Consider the following 19,500-nt stretch of genomic DNA (forward strand, 5'->3'; position numbering starts at 1 on the left):
GCGCGTGTCACTGATCGCTTCCGACCAATTCCGCATCGTTGTCGGCCTCGGCAAGAGCGGCATGTCCCTGGTTCGCTTCCTGGCGAGCCGGGGCATCGCCTTTGCGGTCGCCGATACCCGCGAGCAACCGCCGGAACTGGAAACCCTGCGCCGTGACTACCCGCAGGTGGAAGTACGCTGTGGCGAGCTTGACGTGGACTTCCTGTGCCGCGCCAGCGAGCTGTACGTCAGCCCAGGCCTGGCCTTGGCTACGCCGGCGCTGCAACAAGCCGCTGCCCGTGGGGTCAAGCTGTCCGGCGACATCGAGCTGTTCGCGCGCAACGCCAAGGCACCCATCATCGCCATCAGTGGATCGAATGCCAAAAGCACCGTCACCACCCTGGTCGGCGAAATGGCCGCCAGGGCGGGCAAGCGCGTGGCGGTCGGCGGCAACCTTGGCACACCGGCCCTCGACCTGTTGGCCGATGACGTGGAGCTGTACGTGATGGAGCTGTCCAGCTTCCAGCTGGAAACCACCGACCAGCTCAATGCCGAAGTCGCCACGGTGCTGAACATCAGCGAAGACCACATGGACCGCTACAGTGGCCTGCCGGCCTACCACCTGGCCAAGCACCGCATCTTCCGTGGTGCGCGGCAGGTGGTGGTCAATCGCCAGGACGCGCTCAGCCGTCCCCTGCCGGTCGAAGGCCGTCCCTGCTGGACCTTTGGCCTGGGCGAGCCCGACTTCAAGGCGTTCGGCCTGCGCGAGGTGGACGGCGAGAAATACCTGGCCTTCGCGTTCCAAACCCTGATGCCGGTTCGCGACCTCAAGGTGCGCGGCGCCCATAACCAAAGCAATGCGCTGGCCGCACTGGCCCTGGGCCATGCTGCGGGCCTGCCCTTCGAGCCGATGCTGCAGGCGCTGCGTGAATTCACGGGGCTCGCTCACCGCTGCCAGTGGGTACGTGAGCGCAACGGCGTGAACTGGTATGACGACTCCAAGGCCACCAACGTTGGCGCCGCACTGGCAGCCATCGAAGGCCTGGGTGCCGATACAGCAGGCAAGCTGGTGCTGATTGCCGGAGGCGACGGCAAGGGCGCCGATTTTGCCGCGTTGCGCGAACCGGTCCGGCGCTACTGCCGCGCCGTGGTGTTGCTGGGCCGTGATGCCGAACGCCTGGGCCAGGCCCTGGGTGATGCTGCGCCGCTGGTGCAGGTGGCCTCCCTGGACGACGCCGTTCAGCGCTGCGCCGAGCTGGCACAGCCCGGTGATGCCGTTCTGCTGTCGCCAGCCTGCGCCAGCCTCGACATGTTCAAGAACTTCGAAGAACGCGGGCGCCTGTTTGCCCAGGCAGCGGGAGCACTGGCATGATCTTCGGCATCCTCAAGCCCTATCCGTCGCCGCTGATCAGCGGCCGTGGCATCGACCTGGACTTCCCCCTGCTGGCCGGTTGCCTGGCGCTGCTGGGCCTGGGCCTGGTGATGATCACTTCCGCCTCCTCGGAAGTGGCCGCCGTTCAGTCCGGCAACCCGCTTTACCACATGTACCGGCACCTGGTTTACGTTTTCCTCGGGCTGGTCGCCTGTGGCGCGACCATGATGGTGCCAATTGCCACCTGGCAGCGCATGGGCTTCATGATGCTCCTGGGGGCCTTCGGCCTGTTGGTCATGGTGCTGGTGCCCGGGATCGGGCGCGAGGTCAACGGCTCGATGCGCTGGATCGGCTTCAGCTTCTTCAACGTCCAGCCGTCTGAAATCGCCAAGGTATTCGTGGTCATCTACCTTGCCGGCTACCTGGTACGCCGTCAGACCGAGGTGCGGGAAAGCTGGATGGGCTTTTTCAAGCCGTTCATCGTGCTGCTGCCCATGGCTGGCCTGCTGCTGATGGAGCCGGACTTCGGCGCCACCGTGGTGATGATGGGGGCGGCGGCTGCCATGCTGTTCCTGGGTGGGGTGGGGCTGTTCCGATTCAGCCTGATGGTGGTGCTGGCGGTTGTCGCGGTGTTCGTGCTGGTGCAGGCGCAGCCCTATCGAATGGCGCGACTGATCACCTTCACCGACCCCTGGTCCGATCAGTTCGGCTCCGGCTACCAGTTGACTCAGGCCCTGATCGCATTCGGGCGTGGCGAGTGGCTTGGCGTGGGCCTGGGCAACAGCGTGCAGAAGCAGTTCTACCTGCCTGAAGCGCACACCGACTTCGTGTTCTCGGTGCTGGCCGAAGAGCTGGGTGTGGTGGGCTCGCTGGTCACCATCGCGCTGTTCGTCTTCGTTACTGTCCGTGCGCTGTACATCGGGCTCTGGGCCGAAAAAGCCAAACAGTTCTTCGCCGCGTACATGGCCTTCGGGCTGGCCTTCCTGTGGATTGGTCAGTTCCTGATCAACATTGGCGTGAACGTCGGTTTGCTGCCGACCAAAGGCCTGACCCTGCCGTTCCTCAGCTATGGCGGCAGCTCGCTGGTCATCTGTTGCGCGTGCGTGGGGCTGCTGCTGCGCATCGAATGGGAAAGCCGTACCCACCTGGGCAGCGAGGAGCACGAATTCAGCGAAAGCGATTTTGCCGAGGAGCCTGCCCATGGCCGCTGAAGGCAAGAACGTATTGATCATGGCTGGCGGAACCGGCGGTCACGTGTTCCCGGCGCTGGCCTGCGCGCGCGAGTTCCAGGCGCGTGGCTATACCGTGCACTGGCTGGGTACCCCGCGAGGTATCGAGAATGAATTGGTGCCCCAGGCCGGCCTTGCCCTGCATCAGATTCAGGTCACCGGCCTGCGTGGCAAGGGCAAGCTGTCGCTGCTCAAGGCCCCATTGACCCTGGTCAAGGCCGTGCTGCAGGCCCGGCGCATCATCCGCGCGCTCAAGTCTGCCTGTGTGCTGGGCTTCGGCGGGTATGTCACGGGCCCCGGCGGCGTGGCAGCGCGCCTTTGCGGGGTGCCGCTGATCATTCATGAGCAAAATGCCCGCGCTGGCACCGCCAACCGTTTGCTGGTGCCTCTGGCTGCACGGGTGTGCGAAGCCTTCCCCGACACCTTCCAGGCCAGTGAAAAGCGCCGCACCACAGGCAATCCGGTGCGTGCGGAACTGTTCATGGATGCCGAGCGCCCTGCGCTTGGCCAGCGCCAACCGCACCTGCTGGTACTCGGCGGTAGCCTGGGCGCGGAACCCTTGAATACTTTGTTGCCTAAGGCGCTGTCCGAAGTGCCCGAAGCCGTGCGCCCCAAGGTGTTCCACCAGGCGGGCAAGCAACATGCGTCGATCACCGCCGAGCGATACCGCGAAGCGGGTGTCCAGGCGCAGGTCGAGCCCTTCATCAAGGACATGGCCCAAGCCTATGGCTGGGCCGACCTGGTGGTCTGCCGTGCCGGGGCCCTCACCGTCAGCGAGCTGGCGGCAGCGGGCCTGCCCTCGATGCTGGTGCCCTTGCCCCATGCGATCGACGACCACCAGACCCATAACGCCCATTATCTGGCCCGCGAAGGCGCTGCCTTCCTGATGCCACAAGCGACAACTGGCGCAGCGCAGCTCGCTGAACGCCTGAACGAGGTGCTGATGCAACCCGAGAAACTGACTGTCATGGCCGGTACCGCAAGACGCCTGGCCAAACCTGCTGCAACCAGCACCGTCGTCGATATCTGCCTGGAGGTGGCCCGTGGTTGAGAGCCAGAAAGCCATGCCCCAGCCCAAGATGGGCCGTATTCGCCGTATCCACTTCGTGGGTATCGGCGGTGTCGGCATGTGCGGTATCGCCGAGGTGCTGCTGAACCTGGGCTACGAGGTTTCCGGTTCGGACCTCAAGGTCTCGCCTGTGACCGAGCGCCTGGAGTCGTTCGGCGCGCAGATCTTCGTCGGCCATCGTGCAGAGAACGCTGCGACCGCTGACGTGCTCGTGGTGTCGAGCGCCATCAACCCGGCCAACCCTGAAGTGGCAACCGCCCTGGAACGCCGCATTCCGGTGGTGCCACGTGCCGAGATGCTGGCCGAACTCATGCGCTACCGCCATGGCGTGGCCGTGGCCGGGACCCACGGCAAGACCACCACCACCAGCCTGCTGGCCTCGGTATTCGCCGCCGGTGGGCTGGACCCCACGTTCGTCATCGGTGGCCGTTTGACCGCAGCGGGCACCAATGCCCAGCTGGGCACCAGCCGTTACCTGATCGCCGAAGCCGATGAAAGCGACGCCAGCTTCCTGCACTTGCAACCGATGGTCGCCGTGGTCACCAACATCGACGCCGACCACATGGCCACCTACGAAGGGGACTTCAACAAACTGAAGAAGACCTTCGTCGAGTTCCTGCATAACCTGCCGTTCTACGGCCTGGCGGTGATGTGCCTGGATGACCCGGTGGTGCGCGAGATCCTGCCCCAGGTCAAGCGCCCGACGGTCACCTACGGCTTCAGCGAAGAAGCCGATATCCGCGCCATCAACGTCCGCCAGCAAGGCATGCAGACGCATTTCACCGTCTTGCGCCGCGACTGCGAGCCGCTGGAAGTCTCGGTGAACATGCCCGGCAACCACAACGTGCTCAATGCACTGGCGACCATTGCCATCGCCACTGACGAAGGCATTCCCGACGAAGCCATTCTCCAGGGGCTTTCCGGGTTTCAGGGCGTGGGCCGTCGGTTCCAGGTGTACGGTGAGCTGCCCGTGGAAGGCGGCAGCGTGATGCTGGTGGATGATTACGGTCATCACCCCACTGAAGTGGCCGCGGTGATCAAGGCCGTGCGTGGCGGCTGGCCAAGCCGCCGCCTGGTGATCGTCTACCAGCCGCACCGCTACAGCCGCACCCGCGACCTGTACGACGACTTCGTCCAGGTGCTCGGTGACGCCAACGTGCTGCTGCTGATGGAAGTCTACCCGGCTGGCGAAGAGCCGATCCCCGGGGCCGATAGCCGCCAGCTGTGCCACAGCATTCGCCAGCGCGGCAAGCTGGACCCGATCTACATCGAGCGCGGCGCCGAGCTGGCGCCGTTGGTTCAGCCGTTGCTGCGTGCCGGCGACATCCTGATCTGCCAAGGTGCCGGCGATGTCGGTGGCCTGGCTCCGCAATTGATGAAAAGCCCGCTGTTTGCCGGCGCCGTGCAGGAGACGTCTAAATGACCAGCGCCTACGACCTATTGCCCAGCACCTTGGACGTCAAGGCGTTCGGCCGCGTCGCCGTGCTCTATGGGGGCAAGAGCGCCGAGCGGGAAGTCTCGCTCAAGTCCGGCGCCGCCGTGATAGGTGCGCTCACCGAAGCCGGCGTGGACGTCGTCGCCATCGACGTGGGCGATGACCTGCTTGCGCGTCTGCAAAGCGAAAAAATCGACCGTGCCTTCATCATCCTGCACGGCCGCGGCGGCGAAGACGGCAGCATGCAGGGGTTGCTCGAGTGCCTGGGCATTCCCTACACCGGTAGCGGCATCCTGGCTTCGGCCTTGGCGATGGACAAGCTGCGCACCAAGCAGGTGTGGCAGAGCCTGGGCATTCCTACCCCGCGGCATGCGGTATTGGCCAGCGAAAGCGATTGTTTGCGTGCCAGTACGGAACTGGGCTTCCCGCTTATCGTCAAACCTGCCCATGAAGGCTCCAGCATCGGCATGGCCAAGGTGAACAGCGAGCAAGAACTGGTTGCCGCCTGGCGAGATGCCGCCAACTACGATTCTCAGGTACTCGTGGAACAGTGGATTCACGGCCCGGAGTTCACCATTGCGGTGTTGCGCGGGCAGGTACTGCCGCCGATTGCCCTGGGAACCCCCCACGTGTTCTACGACTACGACGCCAAATACATCGCCAACGATACCCAGTACCGCATTCCCTGTGGGCTCGATAGCGCCAAGGAGCAGGAACTGATCGATCTGACCGCCCGCGCTTGCGATGCCATCGGCATCGAAGGCTGGGGGCGGCTGGACGTGATGCAGGACGAGCAGGGCCGGTTCTGGCTGCTCGAAGTCAACACCGCACCAGGCATGACTGATCATAGCCTGGTGCCCATGGCGGCCCGCGCGGCCGGCTTGGACTTCCAGCAACTGGTGCTGGCGATCCTGGCCGAAAGCGTGGCGACGCGAGGTTAATCATCATGCAGGGCGCAATGGTACGTCAGCAGCAACCCGTTACCGGCCGCAGCAAGCCGGTGCCGCGTGGTGCCAGCCGGCTGGTGGCCGACGAGCCCGTATCGGCGCGCCTGCCGCGTCCAAGCCTGGGCGGCCTCAAGCGCCTGCTGTGGCCGGTGTTGCTGGTAGCCGCAGGCTTCGGTGCCTACGAGGGGGCCATACGGCTCATGCCGTATGCCGACCGGCCGATCACCAAGATCGACGTGCAGGGCGACCTGACCTACATCAGCCAGCAGTCGGTGCAGCAGCGTATCGCCCCCTATGTGGCCGCAAGCTTCTTCACCGTCGACCTGCCGGCGATGCGCAAGGAGCTTGAGCAGATGCCCTGGATCGCCCATGCCGAAGTGCGCCGGGTATGGCCGGACGAAGTGGTGATTCGCCTCGAGGAACAACTGCCGGTGGCACGCTGGGGTGACGCGGCCTTGCTCAATAACCAGGGCCAGGCCTTCACACCGCGCGAACTGGCCAACTACGAGCACCTGCCACAATTGGCCGGCCCCCAGCGGGCCCAGCAGCAGGTCATGCAGCAGTATCAGATATTGAGCCAGATGCTGCGCCCCCTGGGCTTCTCCATTGCGCGCCTGGAGTTGCGCGAGCGAGGCAGCTGGTTCCTGACCACGGGCGCGAGCAGCGCAGGGCCTGGTATCGAGCTGCTGCTGGGGCGCGACCATCTGGTCGAGAAGATGCGCCGTTTCATTGCCATTTACGACAAGACGCTTAAAGAGCAGATCGCCAACATCGCCCGCATCGATCTGCGATATGCCAACGGGCTTGCCGTTGGCTGGCGGGAACCGATTGCACCGACGACGGCCCAACCCGCCGTTGCGAAGAATTAGAGAGAGGCAGGACCATGGCAAACGCGCATAGCGGCAAAATGATCGTCGGGCTGGACATCGGCACTTCCAAGGTAGTGGCCTTGGTAGGTGAGGTGGGCGAAGACGGCACGCTGGAAATCGTCGGGATCGGCACACACCCGTCCCGCGGCCTGAAAAAAGGCGTGGTGGTGAACATCGAGTCCACCGTGCAATCGATCCAGCGCGCCGTTGAAGAAGCTCAGCTGATGGCGGGCTGCCGCATCCACTCGGCCTTCGTGGGCGTTGCAGGCAATCACATCCGCAGCCTGAACTCCCATGGCATCGTCGCCATTCGCGATCGCGAAGTCAGCCTGGCCGACCTTGAGCGTGTGCTCGATGCCGCCCAGGCGGTGGCCATTCCGGCGGACCAGCGGGTGCTTCACACCCTGCCGCAGGACTACGTGATCGATAACCAGGAAGGCGTGCGCGAACCGCTCGGCATGTCGGGCGTGCGCCTGGAGGCCAAGGTTCACGTGGTGACCTGCGCCGTCAATGCCGCCCAGAACATCGAGAAATGCGTGCGCCGCTGCGGCCTCGAAATCGACGACATCATTCTCGAGCAACTGGCATCGGCCTATTCGGTACTGACCGACGACGAGAAAGAGCTGGGCGTGTGCCTGGTCGACATCGGCGGCGGCACCACCGACATCGCGATTTTCACCGAAGGCGCCATTCGCCACACCGCCGTCATTCCGATTGCCGGCGACCAGGTGACCAATGACATTGCCATGGCCCTGCGTACGCCCACACAGTATGCCGAGGAAATCAAGATCCGTTATGCCTGCGCCTTGGCCAAGCTGGCAGGTGCAGGTGAAACCATCAAGGTGCCAAGCGTTGGCGACCGTCCTCCGCGCGAACTGTCGCGCCAGGCATTGGCCGAAGTGGTCGAGCCGCGCTACGACGAACTCTTCACCCTGATCCAGGCTGAACTTCGCCGCAGCGGCTACGAGGACCTGGTGCCTGCTGGCATCGTCCTGACCGGTGGCACCGCCAAGATGGAAGGCGCGGTCGAGCTGGCCGAGGAAATTTTCCACATGCCGGTACGCCTGGGCGTGCCGCACAGCGTGCGCGGCCTGAGCGACGTGGTACGCAACCCGATTTATTCCACCGGTGTGGGCTTGCTTACCTACGGGCTGCACAAGCAGACCGAAGACCTGCCCTTGACCGGCAACAGCAGCAGCAACAACAGCTATGGCGATGAACCGAAGGCCCCGGTGCTTGAGCGCTTCAAGCGGTGGGTACAAGGCAACTTCTAAGTTTCAAAGCAGTAGTGGTAGGCGCGACAACTAGAGAACTGTAAGGAGAGGGAAAATGTTCGAGCTCGTAGACAACGTCCCGCAAAGCCCGGTCATCAAGGTGATCGGCGTAGGTGGTGGTGGTGGTAACGCCGTCAATCACATGGTCAAGAGCAGCATCGAAGGCGTGGAGTTCATCTGCGCCAACACCGATGCTCAGGCGCTCAAGAACATTGGTGCGCGCACCATCCTGCAATTGGGCACTGGCGTGACCAAGGGCCTGGGTGCTGGCGCCAATCCGGAAGTCGGTCGTCAGGCCGCGCTGGAAGACCGTGAGCGCATCGCCGAAGTGCTGCAAGGCACCAACATGGTGTTCATCACCACCGGCATGGGCGGCGGTACCGGTACCGGTGCAGCGCCGATCATCGCCGAAGTGGCCAAGGAAATGGGCATCCTCACCGTGGCAGTGGTGACCCGTCCGTTCCCGTTCGAGGGCCGCAAGCGCATGCAGATCGCCGATGAAGGCATCCGCATGCTGGCCGAAAGCGTCGACTCGCTGATCACCATCCCCAACGAGAAACTGCTGACCATCCTGGGCAAGGACGCAAGCCTGTTGTCCGCGTTCGCCAAGGCCGATGACGTGTTGGCCGGTGCCGTTCGCGGTATCTCCGACATCATCAAGCGCCCGGGCATGATCAACGTCGACTTCGCCGACGTGCGCACCGTGATGGGTGAGATGGGCATGGCCATGATGGGCACCGGCTGCGCCAGTGGCCCGAACCGTGCTCGCGAGGCGACCGAGGCTGCGATCCGCAACCCGCTGCTCGAGGACGTCAACCTGCAGGGCGCCCGTGGCATCCTGGTCAACATCACCGCAGGTCCGGACCTGTCCCTGGGTGAATACTCCGACGTGGGTAGCATCATCGAAGCGTTCGCCTCGGACCATGCCATGGTCAAGGTCGGTACCGTGATCGACCCAGACATGCGCGACGAACTGCATGTCACCGTCGTGGCCACCGGCTTGGGTGCGCGTATCGAGAAGCCGGTCAAGGTGGTGGACAACACTCTGCAGACTGCCCAGCAGGCCTACGAGGCGTCCAACCCTGCCCCTGCGCGTCAGGAGCAGCCAGCCGTCAACTACCGTGATCTGGAGCGCCCGACCGTCATGCGCAATCAGGCGCACGCGGGTGCGGCAGCGGCGGCCAAGCTGAACCCTCAGGATGACCTGGATTATCTGGATATTCCGGCCTTCCTGCGTCGTCAGGCTGATTAATGAAATTTATCAGGGCTATGAAGGTGATTGGTATTCATCAAAGGTTGGGTCTGGTATTATCGCCAGCCTTTGTTGATAACTGTTCGCAATTTGCGCTGAAGCGGCCAATGCCATGATTAAACAACGCACCCTGAAGAATACCATCCGTGCCACAGGTGTCGGTCTGCACTCTGGGGAGAAGGTCTACCTGACCCTCAAGCCTGCACCTGTTGACACCGGCATCGTCTTCCGCCGCGCCGACCTCGACCCTGTGGTCGAGATCCCGGCGCGTGCGGCCAATGTCGGCGAGACAACCATGTCCACGACGCTGGTCAACGGTGACGTCAAGGTCGATACGGTCGAGCATCTGCTCTCCGCCATGGCGGGCCTGGGCATCGATAACGCCTACGTCGAGCTCTCCGCCTCGGAAGTACCGATCATGGATGGCAGCGCCGGACCTTTCGTATTCCTGATACAGTCTGCCGGCCTGGAAGAACAGGACGCAGCCAAGAAGTTCATCCGCATCCTGCGTGAGGTAACGGTGCAAGAGGGCGACAAGCGCGCCACCTTCCTGCCTTTCGAGGGGTTCAAGGTGAGCTTCGAGATCGACTTCGATCACCCGGTGCTTCGCAACCGGACCCAGAGCGCAAGCGTCGACTTCTCCAGCACCTCGTTCGTGAAGGAAGTCAGCCGCGCCCGCACCTTTGGCTTCATGCGTGACATCGAATACCTGCGCAAGCACAACCTTGCGCTGGGCGGCAGTGTAGAAAACGCCATCGTGGTCGATGAGGAAGGCGTGTTGAACGAAGACGGTCTTCGCTACGAAGACGAGTTCGTCAAACACAAGATTCTCGACGCCATTGGCGACCTGTACTTGCTGGGCAACAGCCTGATTGGCGAGTTCAAGGGCTTCAAGTCCGGTCACGCGCTGAACAACCAGCTGTTGCGCAAGCTGATTGCCGAAACCGATGCCTGGGAAGTGGTCACTTTCGAAGATGCCAGCACGGCGCCGATCTCGTATATGCGTCCTGTCGCGGCTGTGTAAGCTCGAACACTCTCTAGTTCATTGAGGCCACCTTCGGGTGGCCTTTTTTATGGCTTGCTTATGGGCAGAGACACCCATCAATCCATCCAGATGGCCCGAGCCGACCGTGTAAGTCGGGGCAGCGTCGGACTGTATCCTGCGGCGCCGAGGCGGCAAAGGCATCGACTCAGGCTTCGATGGTGGATGCGATCCATCGGCTTGGCCCTGGGGCTGCCCTTGCGCGCGGCTCTTTCATCCTCGATATGATCCAGGCGCGCATGCACCTGTGAGTAATGGCGGCCCCCCAAGCGCGGCGCCGCCGAGGATGGCTAGCACCATCAGGCTGAACAGCGCAGTCTGTAACGCCTTCAAAATCTTGGTTGCTGCCGCCCGAAGCCCCCTGGCAAATCGCTCAGTCCTTGGCCTGCGCATGCGCCGCCAGGCGCTCCAGTGCTGCCCGCAATTTCGCGTCAGTGATGCCTTCGGCCGTCTGCAGCAGGCTCTCGGCCGCGCTGTTGGACAACTCGGCCGCATGCCCGCCGCGTTTGGCGGGTACCAAGGGTGGTTGCACCTTGAAAAGAATACGCCTGAGGTTGCCGAACGCATCGGTTGCCTGCAACGCCGCCATCAGGCGCTTTTGCTGGTAACGCAGGCGCGTGGCCCAGTGCCCGTCGGTTACCACAAGCAGCAAGGTACCGTCGCGCCATGACGCCACGTGGCAGTGCTCGCGTGCAGCCGGCTGCAACTGGCCTTCGACCAGGCGTTGCAGGTGCTCCAGGCGCTCGGCCTGGTTGAGCAACAGACGCAGCGGGCGAACCTGGCGCAGCAACGCCGAGGGCGGCTGGGCGGGGGAGGGTTTGTAGGCCATGGGTATACGCATGAGGTTACAAGTAGGGCAGTCTAACACTTCAGCGTCTGTACCGATCACCCGGCGGTTGAGCCCACTGGCCAAGCGCTGCGCCTGACGCTACCGGGGCCAGGCCCTGCAAGGCAGCGCGCACAGGCGAGTCTTGAACGCTTTCATCTTTCCAGGTCTTGAACTCAGGGGAAATGCCCCTATCTAAGACACGCCCCTGTAAAAGCGCTGTGCCAGCATCGTGGAATCCACCACTTTCATCACCATCGTTTCCGGGTAGAATGCTCGTTCGCATGCGGCCTTAGGGCTGCACGGGCGACTCATGGGGCCGCCCTCCATCCCTACGTGTGGAAGATCCTGCCAATATGTTTGCGCCTTTGTTAAAGAAACTTTTTGGAAGCAAGAACGAGCGTGAAGTCAAACGCATGCTCAAGACGGTGAGTATCGTCAATGCCTTCGAAGAGAAGATGGTGGCCCTCTCCGACGAGCAGCTGCGTGGCAAGACTGCCGAGTTCAAGGAGCGTTTGGCCAAAGGCGAAACACTGGACCAACTGCTGCCCGAAGCCTTTGCCGTCGCCCGTGAGGCTGGCAAGCGCGTAATGGGCATGCGTCACTTCGACGTTCAGCTCATTGGCGGCATGACCCTGCACGAGGGCATGATCGCGGAAATGCGCACCGGTGAAGGCAAGACCCTGGTCGGTACCTTGGCCGTCTACCTCAATGCATTGTCCGGCAAGGGCGTGCACGTGGTCACCGTCAACGACTACCTCGCCCGTCGTGACGCCAACTGGATGCGCCCGCTGTACGAGTTCCTCGGCCTGTCGGTCGGTATCGTCTCGGCCTTCCAGCCGCCGGAAGAAAAGCGCGCAGCCTACGCTGCCGACATCACTTACGGTACCAACAACGAATTCGGTTTCGACTACCTGCGCGACAACATGGCGTTCAGCCAGGACGAGAAGTTCCAGCGTGAGCTGAACTTCGCAGTGATCGACGAAGTGGACTCGATCCTCATCGACGAAGCCCGTACGCCGTTGATCATTTCCGGCCAGGCCGAGGACAGCTCCAAGCTGTACATCGAGATCAACCGCCTGATCCCGCGCCTGACCCAGCACATCGAGGAAGTCGAAGGCCAGGTTACCCAGGAAGGCCACTTCACCATCGACGAGAAGACCCGCCAGGTCGAGCTCAACGAAGCCGGTCACCAGTTCATCGAAGAAATGCTGACCCAGGTCGGCCTGCTGGCCGAGGGCGAGAGCTTGTACTCGGCGCACAACCTGGGCCTGCTGACCCACGTCTATGCCGGTCTGCGCGCGCACAAGCTGTTCCACCGCAACGTCGAGTACATCGTGCAGGACGGCCAGGTGCTGCTGATCGACGAGCACACAGGGCGTACCATGCCGGGTCGTCGTCTGTCCGAAGGCCTGCACCAGGCCATCGAGGCCAAGGAAAACCTCAACATTCAGGCCGAGAGCCAGACCCTGGCCTCCACCACGTTCCAGAACTACTTCCGTCTGTACTCGAAACTGTCGGGCATGACCGGCACCGCCGATACCGAGGCCTTCGAGTTCGCCCAGATCTACGCCCTGAACGTGATGGTCATTCCGCCGAACAAGCCCCTGGCGCGCAAGGACCACAACGACCTGGTGTACCTGACCGCCGAAGAGAAGTACGCCGCGATCATCGCCGACATCAAGGAAACCTTGAAGCAAGGCCGGCCGGTGCTGGTGGGTACGGCCACCATCGAAACCTCCGAGCACATGTCCAACCTGCTGCACAAGGAAGGCATCGAGCACAAGGTTCTGAACGCCAAGTACCACGAGAAGGAAGCCGAGATCATTGCCCAGGCCGGTGCGCCAGGCGCGCTGACCATTGCCACCAACATGGCCGGTCGCGGTACCGACATCCTGTTGGGCGGCAACTGGGAAGCTGAAGTGGCCGCACTGGAAAACCCAACGGCCGAGCAGATCGCGCACATCAAGGCCGACTGGCAGAAGCGTCACCAGCAGGTGATCGAGTCCGGTGGCCTGCACGTCATCGCCTCCGAGCGTCACGAATCGCGTCGTATCGACAACCAGCTGCGCGGTCGTTCCGGTCGCCAGGGTGACCCGGGTTCCAGCCGTTTCTACCTCTCGCTCGAAGACAGCCTGATGCGCATCTTCGCCTCTGACCGGGTGAAGAACTTCATGAAGGCGCTGGGCATGCAGTCGGGCGAAGCCATCGAACACCGCATGGTCACAAACGCCATCGAAAAGGCCCAGCGCAAGGTCGAAGGCCGCAACTTCGATATCCGCAAGCAGTTGCTCGAATACGACGACGTGGCCAACGAGCAGCGCAAGGTCATCTACCACATGCGCAACAGCCTGCTGGCCGCAGAGAACGTGGGCGACACCATCGCCGAATTCCGCAAGGAAGTACTCGACGCCACCATCAGCCAGCACATCCCGCCGCAATCGCTGCCTGAGCAGTGGGACGTGGCCGGCCTGGAAGCCTCGCTGTCCAGTGACTTCGCCATGAAGTTGCCGATCCAGCAGTGGCTCGACGAAGACGACCACCTCTACGAAGAGACCCTGCGCGAGAAGCTGCTGCACGAAATCACCACGGCCTACACCGAGAAAGAAGACCAGGCCGGGATGGAAGCACTGCGCACCTTCGAAAAGCAGATCCTGCTGCGTGTGCTGGACGACCTGTGGAAGGACCACCTGTCGACCATGGACCACCTGCGTCATGGTATCCACCTGCGCGGCTACGCCCAGAAGAACCCGAAGCAGGAGTACAAGCGCGAGTCGTTCACCCTGTTCCAGGAACTGCTCGAGTCGATCAAGCGCGATGCCATCCGTGTGCTCTCGCACGTTCAGGTTCGCCGCGAAGACCCTGCCGAGGAAGAAGCACGCCTGCGCCGCGACGCCGAAGAGTTGGCCAGCCGCATGCAGTTCGAACACGCGCCCGCACCTGGTCTTGAAAGCGAGCAGTTGGCCGAGGAGGGCGCTGAGGTAGCCGTGGCTGCCGAGCCTGTGCGCAACGAGCAGAAACTGGGTCGCAACGAGCCGTGCTGGTGTGGTTCGGGCAAGAAATTCAAGCACTGCCACGGCCAGATCGAGTGATCTGACCGCAAGGCCGTCACAGGGCGCACGGCGCCGTGCTGGCTGCTCACTGCCAAGGGGCTACTGCGCAGCCCATCGCCGACACGCCAGCGCCGCCCTGAGCTGCGTCGATTCAAGCCATGCGGTATGCCCGGTTCGCCCGGGCTTGCCAAAGATGGGCCGCACAGCGGCCCTTTTTTTCACCACACGTATTTTCTAGGAGCGCTCCAATGGCTGTTGGTCTTGGTCCTTTGCCTACGCTGCACCCCGTCCCGGGTTTCGAACTCGGTATTGCCTCCGCCGGCATCAAGCGCCCGGGGCGCAAGGATGTGGTGGTCATGCGCTGCGCCGAGGGTTCGAGTGTGGCCGGTGTGTTCACCCTCAATGCCTTCTGCGCCGCCCCCGTGATCCTGGCCAAGCAGCGGGTGCAGGGTACCGTACGCTACCTGCTGACCAACACGGGCAATGCCAACGCCGGCACGGGCGCCCCCGGCTTGGAAGCGGCGCAGCGGACCTGCGCGAAACTCGCCGAGCTTGCCGGTGTGTCCGCCGAGTCGGTTTTACCGTTCTCCACCGGTGTGATCGGTGAGCCACTGCCGGTGGAAAAGATCGAAGGTGCCTTGCAAGCTGCCCTGGACAACCTGTCGGAAAACAACTGGGCTGAAGCGGCCACCGGCATCATGACCACCGACACCTTGCCCAAGGGCGCGAGCCGTCAGTTCCAGCACGACGGCGTGACCGTGACCGTGACCGGTATCAGCAAGGGCGCGGGCATGATCCGCCCGAACATGGCGACCATGCTGGGCTACATCGCCACCGACGCCAAGGTCGCGCCAGGCGTGCTCAAGGACCTGATGCTGGACGGGGCCAACAAATCGTTCAACCGCATCACCATCGACGGTGATACCTCGACCAACGACTGCTGCATGCTGATCGCCACCGGCCAGGCCGACCTGCCGGAAGTCACCCAAGCCAGCGGAGCCCTGTTCGAAGCTTTGAAAAAGGCTGTGTTCGAGGTCTGCATGGAGGTGGCACAGGCCATTGTCCGTGACGGTGAGGGGGCGACCAAGTTCGTGACCGTGCAGGTCAACGGCGGTGGCAACCCTCAGGAATGCCTGGACGTCGGCTACGCCGTGGCGCATTCGCCGCTGATCAAGACCGCACTGTTCGCCTCCGATCCCAACTGGGGCCGCATCCTCGCAGCGGTTGGGCGTGCCGGCGTGCCCGCGCTGGATGTGAGCCTGATCGATGTCTACCTGGATGAGGTGTGCATTGCCAGCCAGGGCGGTCGTAGCCCGAGCTATACCGAAGACCAGGGCGCCCGGGTGATGGCCCAGGAAGAAATCACCATCCGTATCGACCTTGGCCGTGGCCAGTGCAGTGAAACCATCTGGACCACCGACCTCTCTCACGAATACGTGAAAATCAACGCCGAGTACCGCACCTGATGCAGCCGGGGCCGCTCGCGGTCCCGATGTTTCAATGCCAAGGGAGCAGAACCATGAGCTTTATGCCAACCCCATTGCCCACAGCTGGCGTGACGGAGTGTGACCGATGAAACGGGTTCACGTCGTTGCAGCCGTGATTCGGGGCATGGACGGGCGGATACTCATCGCCCGCCGCGCCGACACCCAACACCAGGGCGGCCTCTGGGAGTTTCCGGGAGGCAAGGTGGAGCCCGGTGAAAGCGTCGAGGCCGCGCTGGCGCGTGAGCTCGACGAGGAGCTGGGCATCCAGGTAACGCGCTCGCGGCCCTTGATCAAGGTCAGTCACGACTACCCCGACAAACACGTACTGCTCGAGGTGCGCGAGGTCGAGGCCTTCAACGGTGAACCCCATGGCGCCGAGGGGCAACCGCTGGCCTGGGTCGCGCCCCGTGAGCTGCCGGACCATGCGTTTCCCGAGGCCAACAAGCCCATCGTCAACGCTGCCCGGCTGCCGGATCAATACCTGATCACACCCGACGGCCTGGACGTGCCTGACATGCTCAAGGGTATCCAGAAGGCCGTGGCCAGTGGCATCCGGCTGATCCAGTTGCGTGCACCGGACATGTACGACCCCAAGTACCGCGATGTGGCGGTTGATGCGGTGGGGTTATGCGCGGGCAAGGCCCAGCTCATGCTCAAGGGGCCTCTGGAGTGGTTAGGCGACTTCCCGTCGGCAGGCTGGCACCTGACGGCAGCGCAGTTGCGCAAGTATGCCGACAAGGGCAGGCCGTTCCCGGTCCAGCGCTGGCTTGCCGCCTCCTGCCACACTGCCGAGGAGCTTGCCCTGGCCCAGCAGATGGGGGTCGACTTCGTCACCCTGTCGCCGGTCCAGCGTACCGAAAGTCACCCAGAGGCCGCGCCGCTTGGCTGGGAACAGGCCCAGCACCTGATTGCCGGGTTCGACCAACCGGTGTACCTGCTCGGTGGCGTGGGCCCAGCGGACCGCGAACAGGCCTGGCTAGCCGGGGCGCAGGGCGTTGCGGGTATCAGGGCGTTCTGGCCGCCCCTCTGACGCCGGACCGGTGCGGCAAGCGCTTGGCGTCAGCCTTGAGGTTTTTCGGCCGGCTGCCACAGGACCTCGGCAATGCCTTGCCGCCTGCCGATGATACGGGCGGCAACGAACAGCAGGTCCGATAGGCGGTTGATGTACGCCAGGCCGACACCCTCCAGCGGCTCTACGGTATTGAGGTGCTGGCAGCGTCGCTCGGCGCTGCGTGCCAGGCTGCGGCACACGTGTGCTTGGGCGACCAGGGCCGACCCGCTGGGCAGGATGAAATTCTTCAGTGGGCCCAGTTCGTCATTCCACTCATCGATGGCCGCCTCCAGCCGCTCCACCTCTGCCGTGGTCAGGGCCTGGTAACTGGGCATGGCCAGCTCCCCGCCCAGGTCGAACAGGCGGTGCTGGCAGGGCGCCAGAACGCGGCTGACTTCGTCCAGACCTTGTTCATCCAGGCCGGCCAGTAACAGGCCAAGCTGGCTGTTGAGGCTGTCCACTTCGCCGATGGCTTCGATGCGTGGATGATCCTTGGGCACACGCCGGCCATCGCCCAGGCCGGTTTCACCTGTGTCGCCAGTGCGGGTATAGATTTTGGACAAGCGGTAGCCCATGTCATTGCTCCGTGGTGACCGGCAGCGGCGGATGCGGCTGGCCGAGGGGCAGGCGCAGGGTGAAACAGGTCCCCTGCCCAGGCGTGGAATGCACCTCCATCTGCCCCTTGTGGTTATTGGTGATGATGAAGTACGACACCGAAAGCCCAAGACCGGTGCCCTGGCCGATTTCCTTGGTCGTGAAGAAGGGCTCGAAGGTGCGCTTGCGCACGGCTTCGGGCATGCCCACGCCATTGTCCTCCACTTGGATTTCTGCCCAGGGCGGCGCAAGCCGTGTGCGCAAGATGATACGTCCTGGCTCGCAAGGTGCCGGGCGCTGGTGAATGGCCTGGGCGGCGTTCTTGAGCAGGTTGAGCAATACCTGCTCCAGTTCGTTGGCGGTGCAGGGCACAGGCCCCAGCGCCGGGTCGAACTGGCGCACGATGGCCTGGCCTTTGAAGTCGAAACCAATGGCCAGGTCGAAGTCGTTGCCTGCTATGTCCACCGCCTGGTCAATCAAGGCAGGGAGGTCGCAGGGCGCCAGTTCGCGCGTGCTGCGACGGCTGAAACTGAGCATGTGGGTGACGATCTTGGCGGCCCTGGCACCCGCTTGCTGGATGCCATCGAGCAACTGAGGCACTTCGCGGCTTTGCAGGTAGGCGTTGACCGTGGTCAGGTCGATGCCCAGCGCGTGGGCTTGCTCAAGATTGCGCGGCAGATCAGGTGACAGGCGGCGGCGGATATTCTGCACGTTATGCAGGATGGCCCCGAGCGGGTTGTTGATTTCGTGGGCCATGCCGGCCGCCAGGCCACCGACCGAGAGCATCTTTTCCGACTGCACCATCATTTCTTCGAGCGACAGACGTTGGGTGATGTCATCGATCCGGATCACCACGCCCCGGCCTCCACCGCCGGTGAGTGGGTAGAAGGTCAATGCGTAATGCCGCGGCTCATCATCCTTGTGCCAGGTAACACGCTCGATTTTCGCCACCCGGTGCCGCTCCACCGTGTCCTTCAACTGTGGCAAGAAGGGTTTTAGCGGTGCGAAGGCGATGAACACCGGTTGGTTGAGCGCCTCGTTGAGGGTCGTGCCGGATAACGCCGTTGCCTCTTGGTTCCACTGGGTCACGTACAGCTGCTCGTCCAAGGCGATCAGGGCCGACGGCATGGAGTCGATGATGCTGTTCAGGTAGTTCTGAAAGCCTGTGAGCTTTTTCTCGATCTTGCTGCGCACCTGCACTTCGAGCTCGAGCTTGCGGTTTGTATGACGCGTTTGCTCGGCGAGCCCCTGGGCCTGGTCGTAGGCACTCTGGAACTCGTCCCGGGCACGCTTGAGCTGGTGCTCCCGGGCTTCGATGCGCGAGAGCATCGTATTGAAGGCATTGGCCAGGCTACCGATCTCGTCGTCGTTGCCGCGTCGGGCCCGCAGCGCGTAGCTCTCCTCACGGGTGACCTGGCGGCTGAGCTCTTCGAGCTGGTTGATCGGCTGCGTGATCAGGCGTTTGATCTGCCGGGCGATGAAGAGCCACAACAGCACGCTGAACACCAGAATGGCCAGGCTCGCGCTGAGCGTGCCGGTGTAGAAGGCGGTGGGCAGCTCGCTGCTGGCTACCAGTAGCAAATGCCCCGGCGGGCTACCGGCCCGTGGCAGGCGAATCAGCTGCGTGCTGCGAAACTCCATGAATCGCCAGCCTTCTATGTTGCGAAACCGCTTGGGCAGTGTGAGGGGGGCGCCATGCTGCAATTGGGCGAGCATGCGCCCGTCGCTGCCATACAAGGCGGCGGCGCGCAGCGGCGCATAGCTGTCCAGTTCATCGAGCAGCGCCTGGGCCGAGGTGGGGTCGTCTGCCGCGCGGGTCGACAGCTCAGGATTGGAGACCAGCCGGCCGATGGTCTGGAGCGCTTGCGGTGCCATGCTTTCCTGGGTGATCCAGTAGGCGGCGCTGATGAAGGTCAGGTTCGCCACCAGCAGAATGGTCACCAGCAAGACCAGCAAAGCTGCCAGCAGCTTCTGCCCGACGGGGAGGTTCTCCAGGCGTTGACGCAGCGTCATGGGCAAGG

15 protein-coding genes are annotated in these 19,500 nt (G+C 63.3%); 12 read left to right on the forward strand and 3 right to left on the reverse strand.

What is annotated here, in order from left to right:
• The first annotated feature begins 4 nt into the window (after positions 1-4).
• The 9 genes from murD to lpxC all read left to right on the forward strand — a co-directional run bounded on the left by murD (position 5) and on the right by lpxC (position 10,450).
• Positions 5-1,351, forward strand: coding sequence for a UDP-N-acetylmuramoyl-L-alanine--D-glutamate ligase (gene murD / locus MOP87_RS03540; protein ID WP_242810134.1), 1,347 nt, complete (start codon positions 5-7; stop codon positions 1,349-1,351).
• Positions 1,351-2,562: a putative lipid II flippase FtsW gene (gene ftsW / locus MOP87_RS03545; RefSeq protein ID WP_173645896.1), complete on the forward strand. Its 1,212-nt coding sequence runs from the start codon at positions 1,351-1,353 to the stop codon at positions 2,560-2,562. The genes murD and ftsW overlap by 1 nt, the downstream gene beginning before the upstream one ends.
• Positions 2,552-3,631 carry an undecaprenyldiphospho-muramoylpentapeptide beta-N-acetylglucosaminyltransferase gene (gene murG, locus MOP87_RS03550; protein WP_242810135.1) on the forward strand — a complete coding sequence of 360 codons (1,080 nt, stop codon included), beginning with the start codon at positions 2,552-2,554 and terminating at the stop codon, positions 3,629-3,631. The genes ftsW and murG overlap by 11 nt, the downstream gene beginning before the upstream one ends.
• A gap of 13 nt (positions 3,632-3,644) precedes the next feature.
• On the forward strand, positions 3,645-5,072 hold the full coding sequence (gene murC / locus MOP87_RS03555; RefSeq protein ID WP_173645895.1) for a UDP-N-acetylmuramate--L-alanine ligase: 1,428 nt from the start codon (positions 3,645-3,647) through the stop codon (positions 5,070-5,072).
• On the forward strand, positions 5,069-6,025 hold the full coding sequence (locus MOP87_RS03560) for a D-alanine--D-alanine ligase (RefSeq protein WP_027914482.1): 957 nt from the start codon (positions 5,069-5,071) through the stop codon (positions 6,023-6,025). Before murC ends, MOP87_RS03560 begins: the two co-directional genes overlap by 4 nt.
• A gap of 5 nt (positions 6,026-6,030) precedes the next feature.
• Positions 6,031-6,900, forward strand: coding sequence for a cell division protein FtsQ/DivIB (locus MOP87_RS03565; protein WP_027914483.1), 870 nt, complete (start codon positions 6,031-6,033; stop codon positions 6,898-6,900).
• Between the two features lie 14 nt (positions 6,901-6,914).
• Positions 6,915-8,174 carry a cell division protein FtsA gene (gene ftsA, locus MOP87_RS03570; RefSeq protein ID WP_023534383.1) on the forward strand — a complete coding sequence of 420 codons (1,260 nt, stop codon included), beginning with the start codon at positions 6,915-6,917 and terminating at the stop codon, positions 8,172-8,174.
• 55 nt (positions 8,175-8,229) lie between these two features.
• Complete coding sequence (gene ftsZ / locus MOP87_RS03575) at positions 8,230-9,426, forward strand: cell division protein FtsZ (protein ID WP_012274054.1); 1,197 nt, start codon at positions 8,230-8,232, stop codon at positions 9,424-9,426.
• A 112-nt stretch (positions 9,427-9,538) separates the two neighbouring features.
• Entirely contained in the window at positions 9,539-10,450 is a 912-nt protein-coding gene (gene lpxC / locus MOP87_RS03580) for a UDP-3-O-acyl-N-acetylglucosamine deacetylase (RefSeq protein ID WP_023534425.1), read from the forward strand.
• Positions 10,451-10,841: 391 nt separating this feature from the next.
• Here lpxC and MOP87_RS03585 read toward each other — a convergent pair whose 3' ends face one another.
• Positions 10,842-11,297, reverse strand: coding sequence for a DciA family protein (locus MOP87_RS03585; protein ID WP_028687205.1), 456 nt, complete (start codon positions 11,295-11,297; stop codon positions 10,842-10,844).
• 353 nt (positions 11,298-11,650) lie between these two features.
• On the opposite strand from MOP87_RS03585, the gene secA reads away from it, so the two are divergent.
• The 3 genes from secA to MOP87_RS03600 all read left to right on the forward strand — a co-directional run bounded on the left by secA (position 11,651) and on the right by MOP87_RS03600 (position 16,864).
• Positions 11,651-14,386, forward strand: coding sequence for a preprotein translocase subunit SecA (gene secA / locus MOP87_RS03590; protein WP_023534287.1), 2,736 nt, complete (start codon positions 11,651-11,653; stop codon positions 14,384-14,386).
• A 209-nt stretch (positions 14,387-14,595) separates the two neighbouring features.
• Positions 14,596-15,813: a bifunctional glutamate N-acetyltransferase/amino-acid acetyltransferase ArgJ gene (argJ, locus tag MOP87_RS03595; protein WP_027914485.1), complete on the forward strand. Its 1,218-nt coding sequence runs from the start codon at positions 14,596-14,598 to the stop codon at positions 15,811-15,813.
• A 106-nt stretch (positions 15,814-15,919) separates the two neighbouring features.
• Complete coding sequence (locus MOP87_RS03600) at positions 15,920-16,864, forward strand: Nudix family hydrolase (protein ID WP_242810136.1); 945 nt, start codon at positions 15,920-15,922, stop codon at positions 16,862-16,864.
• 29 nt (positions 16,865-16,893) lie between these two features.
• Here the strand turns inward: MOP87_RS03600 and MOP87_RS03605 are convergent, their stop codons facing one another.
• Both MOP87_RS03605 and MOP87_RS03610 read right to left on the reverse strand, forming a co-directional pair.
• Complete coding sequence (locus tag MOP87_RS03605) at positions 16,894-17,460, reverse strand: cob(I)yrinic acid a,c-diamide adenosyltransferase (RefSeq protein WP_027914487.1); 567 nt, start codon at positions 17,458-17,460, stop codon at positions 16,894-16,896.
• Between the two features lies 1 nt (position 17,461).
• Entirely contained in the window at positions 17,462-19,492 is a 2,031-nt protein-coding gene (locus MOP87_RS03610; protein WP_027914488.1) for an ATP-binding protein, read from the reverse strand.
• Between the last annotated feature and the right edge of the window lie 8 nt (positions 19,493-19,500).

The organism is Pseudomonas sp. I3-I5, assembly GCF_022699445.1.
GTDB classification, from domain to species: domain Bacteria; phylum Pseudomonadota; class Gammaproteobacteria; order Pseudomonadales; family Pseudomonadaceae; genus Aquipseudomonas; species Aquipseudomonas fulva.